Annotated in this window: 11 protein-coding genes; 6 read left to right on the forward strand and 5 right to left on the reverse strand. The window is 54.9% G+C overall.

Annotated features, from left to right (window positions below; translation table 11 throughout):
* Nucleotides 1-231 precede the first annotated feature (231 nt).
* The 3 genes from ACKF11_RS02765 (at nt 232) to ACKF11_RS02775 (ending at nt 5,502) form a co-directional block, all read left to right on the forward strand.
* Nucleotides 232-2,415 carry a TonB-dependent receptor family protein gene (locus tag ACKF11_RS02765; RefSeq protein WP_407995872.1) on the forward strand — a complete coding sequence of 728 codons (2,184 nt, stop codon included), beginning with the start codon at nt 232-234 and terminating at the stop codon, nt 2,413-2,415.
* A 203-nt stretch (nt 2,416-2,618) separates the two neighbouring features.
* Nucleotides 2,619-5,144, forward strand: a complete 2,526-nt coding sequence (gene mutS, locus ACKF11_RS02770) for a DNA mismatch repair protein MutS (RefSeq protein WP_407996032.1) — start codon at nt 2,619-2,621, stop codon at nt 5,142-5,144.
* 109 nt (nt 5,145-5,253) lie between these two features.
* Nucleotides 5,254-5,502, forward strand: a complete 249-nt coding sequence (locus ACKF11_RS02775; RefSeq protein ID WP_309564765.1) for a hypothetical protein — start codon at nt 5,254-5,256, stop codon at nt 5,500-5,502.
* 113 nt (nt 5,503-5,615) lie between these two features.
* Here ACKF11_RS02775 and ACKF11_RS02780 read toward each other — a convergent pair whose 3' ends face one another.
* Nucleotides 5,616-6,095 carry an FKBP-type peptidyl-prolyl cis-trans isomerase gene (locus tag ACKF11_RS02780; protein ID WP_309564766.1) on the reverse strand — a complete coding sequence of 160 codons (480 nt, stop codon included), beginning with the start codon at nt 6,093-6,095 and terminating at the stop codon, nt 5,616-5,618.
* Nucleotides 6,096-6,109: 14 nt separating this feature from the next.
* Complete coding sequence (locus ACKF11_RS02785) at nt 6,110-6,571, reverse strand: peroxiredoxin (protein WP_309564767.1); 462 nt, start codon at nt 6,569-6,571, stop codon at nt 6,110-6,112.
* Between the two features lie 81 nt (nt 6,572-6,652).
* On the opposite strand from ACKF11_RS02785, the gene ACKF11_RS02790 reads away from it, so the two are divergent.
* The 3 genes from ACKF11_RS02790 (at nt 6,653) to ACKF11_RS02800 (ending at nt 9,133) form a co-directional block, all read left to right on the forward strand.
* Nucleotides 6,653-7,813: a JmjC domain-containing protein gene (locus ACKF11_RS02790; protein WP_407995873.1), complete on the forward strand. Its 1,161-nt coding sequence runs from the start codon at nt 6,653-6,655 to the stop codon at nt 7,811-7,813.
* A 110-nt stretch (nt 7,814-7,923) separates the two neighbouring features.
* Complete coding sequence (locus tag ACKF11_RS02795) at nt 7,924-8,730, forward strand: secretin GspD/PilQ domain-containing protein (protein WP_407994301.1); 807 nt, start codon at nt 7,924-7,926, stop codon at nt 8,728-8,730.
* Between the two features lie 184 nt (nt 8,731-8,914).
* Nucleotides 8,915-9,133, forward strand: a complete 219-nt coding sequence (locus tag ACKF11_RS02800; RefSeq protein ID WP_407994300.1) for a hypothetical protein — start codon at nt 8,915-8,917, stop codon at nt 9,131-9,133.
* Between the two features lie 112 nt (nt 9,134-9,245).
* Here ACKF11_RS02800 and ACKF11_RS02805 read toward each other — a convergent pair whose 3' ends face one another.
* From ACKF11_RS02805 to dapA, 3 genes are all read right to left on the reverse strand, one after another.
* Nucleotides 9,246-10,019 carry an MBL fold metallo-hydrolase gene (locus ACKF11_RS02805; protein WP_407995874.1) on the reverse strand — a complete coding sequence of 258 codons (774 nt, stop codon included), beginning with the start codon at nt 10,017-10,019 and terminating at the stop codon, nt 9,246-9,248.
* Between the two features lie 68 nt (nt 10,020-10,087).
* The gene (bamC, locus tag ACKF11_RS02810) at nt 10,088-11,296 is read right to left on the reverse strand and encodes an NlpB/DapX family lipoprotein (protein ID WP_407994298.1); all 1,209 of its coding nucleotides are present in this window, start codon (nt 11,294-11,296) and stop codon (nt 10,088-10,090) included.
* Between the two features lie 28 nt (nt 11,297-11,324).
* Entirely contained in the window at nt 11,325-12,197 is an 873-nt protein-coding gene (dapA, locus tag ACKF11_RS02815) for a 4-hydroxy-tetrahydrodipicolinate synthase (protein WP_407994297.1), read from the reverse strand.
* Between the last annotated feature and the right edge of the window lie 92 nt (nt 12,198-12,289).

Below are 12,289 nucleotides of genomic sequence, written 5' to 3' on the forward strand. Positions count from 1 at the left end.
TGTGTGATTAATTTTTATTTGCATTGAAATATTTTCAAAACATATTTGGGATTTATTCCCAATATTATTTGTGATTAATTCCCCTTCTTGAATTGAACCAATCCTTGGAAACTCTCAGCTGTCACTGGTTACAAATTTTTACAATTAAAGAAAACCGGTGATATTTATGGAGAAGTGCTGGAAAAACAATGCTATTCCAGCGTTCAAATAATACTGAGAGGGAATTCAAACGTGATTAAAAAACCAATGATGGGGATGGCGGCTTTGATCCTGACCATGCCAGCGTTCGCGGCAGAACAGGCAAGTCAACAAATCGCTGCTTCTGAGGCGAATGAGGAGAACGTTGTTGCAGACAAGGTCAAGGTGACCAGCATTCTGCCAGATCGCTTGGAGGCGGTGCCTGGCTCTTTCAATGTGGTGGATGAAAAGGAACTGGAGTCGCGGCGGCCATTTTCAGTGACTGAAGCCCTGAATACGGTGCCCGGCGTTCATATCGTTGGCGAAAATGCATTTGGTCTGGGAATCAATATTGGTATGCGCGGCCTGGATCCACGCCGTACATCCCGCACCCTGCTGATGGAAGATGGGGTGCCGTTGTTTTTATCGCCTTATGCTGATCCCGCGGCGCATTACACGACGCCATTGGACCGGGTAAGCCGTATCGAGGTTGTTAAAGGATCGGGCCAGACCTTATACGGCCCGCAGACCGTAGGCGGCATGATCAATTTCGTGACCAAGCCTGTGCCGAAAGAGTTCCAGGCCAGCGTGATGGCCATCATCGGCAACAATAACTTCAGCGGCGGCCACGTCAATATCGGCACGGGCGGCGACTGGGGCGGCATCATGTTGGATGCAGTTAATCGGAAAGGTGACGGTATCCGCAAGAATCATGACTTCGAGATCAATGAGCTGACCTTGAAAGGCCAGTTGAATCTCGACGATCGTAATACGTTGATCGCCAAGGTGGGCTGGTATGAAGAAAATTCCAGTGTGTCTGAAACCGGCCTGGGGGCGGTGGAATATGCGGAAGATAAATATCAGGCGCCTACTGGAAAAAACGACTCTTTTCACTACGAGCGCAAGTCTTTGCAGTTGCAGCATATCTTCCAGATCAACAACCGCGCGAAGTTAAGCACGCAGTTTTACTATGTAGATAATGATCGGGCTTCTTTCCGGCAAATTAATTCAACAAGTAATACAACTGGACGTTCTACTTTGAGTAATTGCCCAAGTGGAGTAGCTAGCGCCAATCTTGCTAATGCTGATCTATGTGGTGGCAGATGGCGCCCAAGGGAATTTGAGTACTGGGGAGTCGAGCCGCGGCTTGATATAAGCCATAGCTTGTTCGGTGTGGAGAGTGATGCAGTCATTGGCTTCCGTTATCACAGAGAGGATAGCGCACGCGATCAATATCGCATCAATGATCCTCGAGGACAGAATCTTGGCCATGCAATGGCGAATGGTATTCATCACGAAGATTTGCGGATTGATGTCAAATCTCTTGCATACTACGCGCAAAATACATTCTATCTAGGCAACTGGACACTGACTCCTGGCCTCAGAGTGGAAGATTATGAGAAAAATATCAATGTGGTGCGTTCTGAAGGGGGTCCTCAGGGTTTCAAGGATAGAAACAGTGAAACCGTTTGGCTGCCCGGCATTGGCACGTCATGGAATGGCATAGCGAATACCACTGTCTTCGCAGGTATTCACCGGGGATTTGCGCCGCCACGTCCGGATCGAGATATCAACTTCGAGGATTTGGCAGGCCAAGCTGCGATCAGCCGTACCAAGGCCGAGAAGAGCACCAATACTGAAATCGGTATTCGGTCCTCCTACTTCAAAGGGTCGACCTTCGAGGCTACATTGTTCAATATCGACTTCGACGAAATCGTCATCCAGGAAAGCGCAGGTCGCTTCATCAATGGGGGCAAGTCGCAGCATACAGGTATCGAGCTGGCTGGCCGCATCGATTTTGGAACCGTATATGACACTCCACATAACTTCTATGTGATGGGTTCCTATACCAATGTATTTACGGCGAAGTTCAAGAAAGATACGGATCAGACCACGAGCGGCAATCGTCTGCCATATGCTCCAAGGGATATCGCTACAGTGAATTTCGGCTATTCCCATCCCATCGGCATTGATGCGCGTATCGGCGTGGATTATGTGAGCCAGCAATATGTGGATGCGGAGAACTCCCGTGTCCAGAGCTTGAGCGGGGAAGAGGGGTTGATTCCTTCCTATACGTTGCTGAACGCTTCCGTCACTTATCGTCCTGTGGGAAGTAAGGCAACATTCTTCGTGAGCGGGCATAACCTGGCCGATAAAGAGTACTTGATCAGCCGTGTCGATGGGATGGTCGCAGGGCGTTCCCGCCAGGTATTCGGCGGTGTCCGTTACGATTTCTAATCCTTAACCGCATCCTTCCTCCGGCTTTTTTGCTGGAGTAGTTGTACTGACGCCCCGTTATCGGGGCGTTTTTTTTGCATGGTAGGCATGACGGCGGCGGCGTTATAATCAAGGTTTGTAGTGATGTGCTGGCGTTGGCGAGCATGCATGAATAGGCAATCAAGTTGACTACCTTAGACAATACCTTGGAACAGCATACGCCGATGATGCGCCAGTATCTCGGCATCAAGGCGCAATACCCCGATATGCTGGTGTTCTACCGCATGGGGGATTTCTACGAATTATTCCATGACGATGCGGAGAAGGCATCGCGCCTGCTCGGCATTACGCTCACCAAGCGCGGGAGTTCCAATGGCGAGCCTATCCGCATGGCGGGCGTGCCTTATCATGCGGCGGAGCAATACCTGGCAAAACTTGCCAAGCTGGGGGAGGCCGTCGCCATTTGCGAACAGGTGGGCGACCCTGCCAAGAGCAAGGGGCCGGTGGAGCGGCAGGTCACGCGCATCCTGACGCCGGGCACGCTGACCGACGCGGCCTTGCTGGACGACACGCGCGACAATCTGCTGCTTGCCATTGCGCGTGGCGAGGGCGTATTGGGGATTGCCCGCATCAACCTTGCCTCTGGCCGTTTTGTCCTGAGCGAGATAGCACCGGGGCTGTTGGCGCAGGAGCTGGAGCGCATCAGCCCGGCTGAAATTCTGTATCCCGATGATTTTTCCCATGTCGCGCTGGAGCAGGTGAAATGCTCCAAGAAAAGGTTGGCACCTTGGCAGTTCGACCTGGATTCATCGGTCCAGACCCTGACCAAGCAGTTCAGCACCTACGACCTGGATGGCTTCGGCTGCGCCGATATGCAGGCGGCCATCATGGCGGCTGGCGCCTTGCTGGATTACGTCAAGCATACGCAGCGCACCAGCCTACCGCATATCCAGGGGCTGACGGTAGAGCAGGGAGGCCAGTTCATCCAGCTGGATGCCGCGACGCGCCGCAACCTGGAAATCGACCAGACCTTGCGCGGGGAGCCGTCGCCGACATTGTATTCCTTGCTGAATACCACCGTGACGGCCATGGGCGCGCGCTTGCTGCGCAGCTGGCTGCATCATCCCCTGCAGCACCAGCCTGAAATCCAGGCGCGCCTGCAGGCGGTGACGGGCTTGCAGGCGCAATATGATGGCTTGCGTCCATTATTGCGCAATGTCGGGGATATCGAGCGCATGACGGCGCGCGTTGCCCTGAAAACGGCGCGTCCTCGCGATTTGTCCGGCTTGCGCGACAGTTTGCAACAACTGCCGTTGTTGCAGCGTGTATTGCGTCCTGAAAGTTCGTTGTTGCTGCAAGCCTTGCAGCAACAGTTGGATGTCCCGCAAGTCGCGTTGGCGATGTTGCTGGCGGCCGTCAAGGACGAGCCTGCCGCCGTATTGCGCGAAGGCGGCGTGATTGCCGATGGTTTTGATGCCGAGCTGGATGAGTTGCGCGGCATCCAGAGCAATTGCGGCGAGTTCCTGCTCAAGTTCGAAGCGCAGGAGCGCGAACGCAGCGGCATCGGCAACCTCAAGGTGGAATACAACAGCGTACATGGCTTTTACATCGAGATCAGCCGTGCGCAATCCGAGAAGGTGCCCGCCGAATACCGCCGCCGCCAGACCCTGAAGAACGTCGAGCGCTATATTACGCCCGAACTGAAGACGTTCGAAGACAAGGTATTGTCCGCCAATGAGCGCGCCCTGGCGCGTGAAAAAGTGCTGTTCGATGCGTTGCTTGAAAACTTGCAGCCTGCGCTGACCGCGTTGCAGCGCAACGCGGAAGCCGTGGCGCAATTGGATGTGTTGGCAACATTTGCCGAGCGTGCGGATGTGTTGAAATATGTCGCGCCCCAATTCAGCAATGAGGCCGGCCTGGATATCGTAGACGGCCGCCATCCGGTAGTGGAGCAGTTGGCGCAGCCGTTCATCGCCAATAGCGTTTCCTTGTCGCCTTACCGCCAGTTATTGTTGATCACTGGCCCCAACATGGGCGGTAAGTCGACTTACATGCGCCAAACCGCGCTGATCGTGCTGCTCGCGCACTGTGGCTGTTTCGTTCCGGCGAAATCGGCGAAGATAGGCCCGATAGACCGGATTTTTACCCGCATCGGCGCTTCGGACGATTTGGCGGGAGGACGCTCCACCTTCATGGTGGAAATGACCGAGACCGCCAATATCCTGCACAATGCGACGGAACAGAGCCTGGTATTGCTGGATGAAATCGGGCGCGGCACCTCGACCTTTGACGGCTTGTCCCTGGCATGGGCGGTGGCCAGGCAATTGCTGGAGAAGAACCGCAGCTATACCTTGTTCGCCACGCACTATTTCGAGCTGACCAGGATTAGCGAAGAATTCAAGCATGCGGCCAATGTGCACTTGGATGCGGTCGAGCACGGCAACGGCATCGTGTTCCTGCATAACGTGGAAGAGGGGCCCGCAAGCCAGAGCTACGGGCTGCAGGTGGCGCAGTTGGCGGGCATCCCGCGCTCGGTGGTGAATGCCGCGAAGCGGAAGCTGGTGCAGCTTGAACAAAGCCAGGTGATGCAGCAATCCTCTTCCGGGCAAGGAGATATGTTTGTCGCGGTGGATAGTGCGCCGGAACCCGCCATGCACCCGGCGGTTTCCGAGCTTGAAAGCATTGATCCCGATGGCTTGACGCCAAGGCAGGCGCTGGATGTTTTGTACAAATTGAAAAAATTAATATAAATATCAGCAATAATTCGACATAGTTTTGAAACAACTCCCTGCCACAATGTGAACCGTAGTCCTTACCGGGACTGCGGTTTTGTCAATTTAGATATCCCAAAAGGAAAATATGGTTGTCGAGTATTTCATCAAGATAGTGATTCCGGTGGTGTTTGCATCATTTGTTGCCATGATCGGCTGGTTTGCCGGTGAAAAGCAGGGTGCGATGGTTGCCGGTGGAGCTTCCCTTGCCCTGTCGATTGGCTGGACTAGTTACAGCTGGTCATTGTCCATGAGGCAGTCGCGTATCAATGCGCGTTTGGCCAGACGCAAGCAGGCGCGTGCCAAGAAGGCGGTACGCAGCGTGTCTTGCGCATGATGCAAGTCAAGCGGCTTTTCTTTAAGCCGCACTGGATATGAAAAAGGCAGCCTGATGGCTGCCTTTTCTATTGGGCGTACAGCCCAGGTTCAGCTCATTGACGCCAACTAAGCCTAGTGATGGTGCCCACCTGCGCCATGCACGTGGCCGTGCTCTACTTCTTCCTTGCCCGCTTCGCGCACGGCGGTGACGGACGCCTTGAACAACACGCGTTCGCCAGCCCAGGGATGGTTGCCGTCGACGATGACCTTGCCGTCTTCGATATTGGTCACGGTATACAGCACCACATCGCCGGTTTCGTCTTCGCCTTCAAATTGCATGCCGACCTTCAATTCTTCCGTAGGAAAAGCGGAAACAGGCTCTATTTGCACCAGCTCCTCGTCATAGTCGCCGAATGCGTCGGCCGGTTCCAAGGTCAGTTCGATGGAGTCGCCAACGGATTTGCCATGCAGTTCTTCTTCTACTCGCGGGAAAATATTGTCATATCCGCCGTGCAGGTAGCTGACGGGATCCTTGCTGGCCTCCAGAATATTCCCATCGCTATCGCGTAGTTCATAAGTGATGGTGACAACAGTGTTCATGGCGATCTGCATGAAAGATCCTTCTTTTAAAGTGATTTGATAAAGTTGAGTATTTCTGCGGCATGGCCTTTGGCCACCACCCCATATTGTGCCAAGCGTACCACTCCAGTCCGGTCGATGACAAATGTGGAGCGGACGATGCCCATTTTTTTGATGCCGTCCTTCTCCTTTTCCTGCCATACGCCATATTGGCTGCATACCTCGCCATCCTCATCGGACAGCAGTTGTACTGCCAGGCCATGCTTGTCGCGGAAGTTGGCGTGGCTCATGCAATCATCCCGGCTGATGCCGATCACGAAAGTGTCATGGCGCTTGAATTCGTCCTCCAGGTCGCTGAATTCAATGGCTTGCAATGTGCAACTGGGGGTGTTGTCCTTGGGATAGAAATAGAGCACCACATTGTGTCCGCGCAATGCGGAAAGGCTGATAGTCTCGATATCTGCATCTAGCAGGGAAAAGTCAGGGGCTGGCGTATTGGGCTGCAGCATGGCTTGCTTTGCAGTTGGGGATGACGGGAAAGATTCTAACCTAATTTCTTGGCAGCGTAAGCAATACGCTATCATGCGAACATGAAAAAAGAACAAATTTCACAAGAGATCCCGCTGACCTTGCTTGGCGGTTTGAGCGCAGAACAATTCCTCGCCGAATACTGGCAGAAAAAACCTCTGTTGATCCGCCAGGCCATTCCTGGCTTCCATGGATTGCTGAGCCCGGATGAGTTGGCAGGATTGGCTTGCGAGGAGGATGTGCAGTCTCGCCTGATTTCATTCAAGCGCGGGCGCTGGAGCGTGGAGAGTGGACCGTTCGACGAAAACCGCTTTGCCAAGCTGCCCGAGCGCGACTGGACCCTGCTGGTGCAAGGCGTCAACCATCATTTGCCAGAAGCGGCGGAATTGTTGCAGCAGTTCGCTTTCGTGCCTTACGCCAGGCTGGACGACCTCATGGTGAGCTTTGCGCCCGACCAGGGGGGCGTGGGGCCGCACTTCGATTCGTACGACGTGTTCCTGTTGCAGGGAGAAGGCGGGCGTTTGTGGCGGATCAGTGAGCAGCAGGACTTGACCTTGGTGCAGGGCGCGCCGCTGCGTATCCTGCAAAATTTCAATACCGAGCAGGAATGGGTGTTAGAGCCAGGGGATATGCTGTATTTGCCGCCCCACGTCGCGCACTGGGGCATTGCAGCGGGCAATGCCATGACGTACTCCATCGGCTTCCGGGCGCCTTCGGCGCAGGAGCTCGCCAGCGAATTCCTCAATTACCTGCAGGACAAATTGCACGTGCCTGGGATGTATGCAGACCCGGAATTGCAGCTGCAGTCGCATCCGGCGGAGATTGGCACGCGGATGCTGGACAAGGTCAGCGCGATGCTGGAGCAGATCCGCTGGCAGCCCAATGATGTGTCCGATTTTCTCGGACGTTACCTTTCAGAGCCCAAGCCGCATATCGTGTTTGATGAAAATGAGGCGCTGGGATTGAAGCAGTTTGTGCAACAACTCCCAAAGCACGGCATTGCATTGTCTGGCAAGAGTCAGATGTTGTTCCATGGAAACCAGTTCTTCATGAATGGCGAGCAGCTGGCGGCAGCGGTGCAGCATCAGCCGGTTCTGACGGCATTGGCGGATGGTCGCCGGCTTGAGGCTGCTTGCTTTGATTCCGCTATCCTGCAGGATGCTGCATTGATGCAGCAGCTATATGGCTGGTATCTGGCGGGTTATTTGCATTTCATGGAGTGATCGCGTAGCTTACGCAAAAGCAATATGCAAGGTGGAGTGATATCTCTCTACCGGAAGTGGCGTCACTGCCAGCCGTAAATTAGGAGTATGCATTGGCCAGGGATGAAATCATGCGTGCCTTGTTGATGACCATGTGTCTGGTTTGCTTTCCTGTCCAGGCGGCAGGGTTGGATTTTAAGATGATTACGCTGCAGCATCGTTTTCCGCAGGATATCCTGCCTGCGGTACAACAGCTAGTCGGCCCCGAAGGTTCGGTCACCGCGATAGACCATCACTTGGTCGTGCGCGCCACAGCCGACAAAATGGATGCGGTCGAGGCCTTGGTCGAAAGGTTGGATACCGTGCAACGCAATGTGCGGATCACGATCCGCCATGACGATTATGCCGCCCAGGATAATCGCTCAATGGGTGTTGACGGAAGCCTGCGGCACGGGGATGTCGAGATCGGCATCAATGATGATGCTTCCGGGCGCGATGGCTTGCGCTTCAACATGGATGACAGCCAGACCGCAAGCCGTCGCAGCGGGGAGCAGTTCCTGACGGTGCTGGATGGCGAGCGCGCTTTCATCCGGGTCGGGCAATCCGTGCCCTTTACTCAGCAGTGGGTATTGCTGACCGCGCAATATGCCAATGTACAGCAGACAACAGAATTCCATGACATCACGACTGGTTTTGCTGTCAGGCCCCGTTATATCGGCAATGAGGTCGAGGTGGAAATCACGCCGCGTATCGCGCGCCTCAATGCGATGGGTTTCATTGATTTCGAACAGTTGTCGACCACTGTCCGCGCCTCGCGGGGACAGTGGCTGGATATCGGCGGCGTCATGCAGGGGCGGGATGAGGTCAGCCGCGCCATTCTCTCGCAAAGCCAGTTTGCAGAAGGAAAAAACAGCCGCTTGCAAATCAAGGTTGATTGAGGGATTTGCCGCCTGTTTTTTTATTCGAAAAGTGGCAGAATATTGTGCTAAATAAGGCTGGTAGCCAAAAAACAGTGGTATTTTTTATCGGAAATGGTAGAATTTTTGGCACTCGGTTGGTTTAAAGGCTTACCGTAACTGGTTTTAAAATTTATTGTCTACACACATCTTTAAGGGATAAAAAATGACACGTTCCGCTCTGCTTGCCGCTCTGCTCGCACTTGCTTTGACTGCTTGTGGTCAAAAGGAAGAAGCACCTGCCGAAGCTCCTGCTGTTGAAGAAGCTGCTCCTGCTGTTGAAGAGGCGCCAGCCGAAGCTCCTGCAGAAGAAGCTGCTCCTGCTGTTGAAGAAGCTCCAGCTGAAGCTCCTGCAGAAGAAGCACCTGCTGAAGAAGCTAAGTAATTGACATGCTGGCTTCATGCCAGCTTCAATTATCTGGATCGAAAAGCCGGCAATGCCGGCTTTTTGTTTTTTTACTGCTCAGCTTTCCTTAAGTTCTTCTAAGATACTTGCTTCATTTGATTTGACGCCAGTCGAACCCTTCTTGCTGGCTGGCAATCCCGATCCAGTGTTCTTCACAGTTGAGAGTGCGGCTTAATGCATTATTGACCAAGGCTGGCTGGTTATTTTTTTCACTCAGGTGTGCAGCCACGATGTGCTGCAGCTTGCTGTTATCCAGTTTGCCCAGCAGGTTCGCTGCGCTTTCGTTGTCCAGGTGCCCCAGGCGTCCTCCCACGCGTTGTTTCAGGGAGCGCACGTAAGGGCCATTATGCAGCATGTCCAGGTCATGATTGCATTCGAGCACCAATGCGTCGCAGGCGTTGAGCGTGACTTCGATATGCGGGGTCGATATGCCTGCATCGGTGAGCACGCCGAGCTTGTGTTTGCCGTCTTCAAAAGTGTATTGCACTGGCTCGCGTGCATCGTGCGGCACCGGGTAGGGCTGGACCTGCAAATCGCCGATGCCGAACGACTGGTGGCTGTCTATGATATGCAGGTCGAACCCGCGTTCCTTTGGCATAAGTCTCTGGCTCGTGACGTATGTGCCGTGGGTGAGCCACACCGGGATGCGATAGCGGTTGGCGAGCTTGAACACGCCGCTGGTGTGGTCGTCGTGCTCATGGGTGACGAGAATGCCGTCAATCTCATCGGGTTGCAGGCCCAGCTTGGCGATGCGTCGGATCGCATCGCGCAAGCCGAAGCCGCAATCCAGCAATAGGCGGGTGGCGCCTTGCTCGATGATCAGGCCGTTGCCTGCGCTGCCGCTGCCGAGTGAAGCGAATCGCATATCAGCAAGTGCTGGTCAAGGGCGGTTGCCGTTTTAATGCAAACAATTCGACAACCGTCCTGAATGGGTTATTTGAGTTGCTCGAACAGAAGGTTGATGATGCGGTTTGCCGTGCTGGTGCGTTCGCGCTGGCCGTCCTTGTCCGTGATGGTGATCAGGGAGTTGCTATCCCCCGAGCTTTCCACCCTGACTTGGTACTGGGTGTCGCCGGACTTGCGCTTTTTGTTGCCGTCCTTGTCGGTCTTGTCGTTGCCCCAGAATTTCAGGGTCTCGAGCAAGCCTTTCTTTTCCTTCGGCAGTTCGTCAATATCGTTGTCCGTGTAGCGGACATAGAAAATGCCGCTGGAGCGGTCGCGATCCTCGACGACGAAGCCAATGCGGTCCAGCGCCAGCCCTACGCGGCGCCATGCGCGGTCGAACGCGTCATTGGTGCTGAGGCTGAGCGTGCCGTCGCCTTCCTTGTTGATGTTGGCGCGTAATTCAGGAGAGGCATTGGCGATGATGGTGCGGGATTTCTTCTCCTCGACGCCCAGGCGTACCATGAGCCTGCGTAACAGTTCCGCATCGATGTCTTCCGCGATGGCGCGGGACTCTTCGGCGCCAGTGCGCTTGGTCTTGGTGGGAGCGTAGCCCATTTCCACCTCGCCGGCGATGGTGCGCACCTTGACCTTGCCGTCGTCGGGCACGTTGCTGACGGCGCGATGGCTCATGTAGATTTCAGTCGTGCCTTGCTCTGCGCCATGGTCGATGCGGGTGCGGAATTTCTGGCGGTTTTGCAGGCTGTTCAGCTTGTCCAGCCAGCCCTGGAATTTCTCCAGGTAGGTCTTGTCGCCAGTATCCAGCGAACTGGGGTCGACCCATTCCGTTTCCATGACGCCGGTTTGCGGGTTTTCCACCTGGACGGCAAACCCAAGGTCGGTCCAGAATTCACGGATGACGGGCCAGACTTTTTCCGGCGCGGCATTCACCACCAGCCAACGCTGCGCTCCCGCACGCTCCATGCGGACGCCGTCCGCATTCGGCAACACTTTATCCTGCTCGTTTTCTACCTGGCCGCTTTCATTCAACGATTGGCTGTAATCGGAGTAATTGGTCGCGGCGCCGGGAATGGCGTAAGCGTCGCTGGCCGAGATATTGGTGAGGTCGGGCGGAACTTCCAGGGGGCGTGAGCGGCCTGCCGCCTTATAGTCCGAGCTGGTATCAATGAACGGAATGGAGCAACCGCTGACGGTAAGCAATGTAGCCAGTAAAACAGGTTTGATTGTGAATCGATTCATGGTTTCTCTTGACTGAATAACGGTGGCATCAAATGGCAGCTTGCTTCATGGCGCTGCGCAATGTGTCATGGAATTGGGATGATAGTGGCACGAGCGGCAGGCGAATGCCACCCTGGATCAGGCCCATCTGCTGCAACACCCATTTCACCGGGATCGGGTTGGCCTCGACGAACAGTTTCTGATGCAATGCGAACAGCTTGGCGTTGGCGCTGCGGGCGGCCTTGGTGTCGCCTGCCAGGGCCGCCGCGCACATGTCGTGCATCAGCCTGGGGGCCGCATTCGCCGTCACCGAGATGACGCCGTGCCCGCCGAGTAACAACAGCGCCAGGCTGCTGGCGTCATCGCCGCTGTAGATCGCAAATCCTGCCGGTGCGCGCAGGATCAGGTCGGTGCCGCGCTCGATATTGCCCGTGGCGTCCTTGATGCCGACAATATTATTGATCGCGGCAAGGCGAAGCACGGTGTCGTTTTGCAGGTCGCAGCCTGTGCGGCCGGGGACGTTATACAAAATCTGCGGGATGTCCACTGCCGCGGCAATCGCCTGGAAGTGCTGATACAGGCCTTCCTGCGTCGGCTTGTTGTAATAGGGGGTGACCAGCAGGCATGCATCTGCGCCTAGCTCTTTCGCCTTGCGGGTGAGGGCGATGGCCTCGCTGGTGGAGTTCGCTCCTGTACCGGCAATGACCGGGATACGGCCAGCACTATGCTCGACCGTGGTCTTGATCAGCAGGGCGTGTTCATCAAAGTCGACAGTGGGGGATTCGCCTGTTGTGCCCACCACCACGATGCCATCGGATTTCTGCTCGATATGGTAATCGATGAGTGAGCGTAACGCCTGGATATCCAGGCTGCCATCGTCGAGCATGGGGGTGACGATGGCAACGAGACTGCCTTGCAGCATGGTTATACGACCTGATAATGATTAAACCTGCCCATTTTAACTGAAACTGGGAGGATAATAATATGATTTTATGCCCTTTCATGGCTGTAAAT

This window comes from Methylobacillus draconifructus (genome assembly GCF_045984385.1).
In the GTDB taxonomy this organism is placed as follows: domain Bacteria; phylum Pseudomonadota; class Gammaproteobacteria; order Burkholderiales; family Methylophilaceae; genus Methylobacillus; species Methylobacillus flagellatus_A.

Coding starts and splice junctions, on each gene's coding strand:
- mutS (WP_407996032.1), top strand. CDS start 2,619: ATGATGCGCCAGTATCTCGGCATCAAGGCGCAATACCCCGATATGCTG.
- ACKF11_RS02775 (WP_309564765.1), top strand. CDS start 5,254: ATGGTTGTCGAGTATTTCATCAAGATAGTGATTCCGGTGGTGTTTGCA.
- ACKF11_RS02780 (WP_309564766.1), bottom strand. CDS start 6,095: ATGCAGATCGCCATGAACACTGTTGTCACCATCACTTATGAACTACGC.
- ACKF11_RS02785 (WP_309564767.1), bottom strand. CDS start 6,571: ATGCTGCAGCCCAATACGCCAGCCCCTGACTTTTCCCTGCTAGATGCA.
- ACKF11_RS02790 (WP_407995873.1), top strand. CDS start 6,653: ATGAAAAAAGAACAAATTTCACAAGAGATCCCGCTGACCTTGCTTGGC.
- ACKF11_RS02795 (WP_407994301.1), top strand. CDS start 7,924: ATGCGTGCCTTGTTGATGACCATGTGTCTGGTTTGCTTTCCTGTCCAG.
- ACKF11_RS02800 (WP_407994300.1), top strand. CDS start 8,915: ATGACACGTTCCGCTCTGCTTGCCGCTCTGCTCGCACTTGCTTTGACT.
- ACKF11_RS02805 (WP_407995874.1), bottom strand. CDS start 10,019: ATGCGATTCGCTTCACTCGGCAGCGGCAGCGCAGGCAACGGCCTGATC.
- bamC (WP_407994298.1), bottom strand. CDS start 11,296: ATGAATCGATTCACAATCAAACCTGTTTTACTGGCTACATTGCTTACC.
- dapA (WP_407994297.1), bottom strand. CDS start 12,197: ATGCTGCAAGGCAGTCTCGTTGCCATCGTCACCCCCATGCTCGACGAT.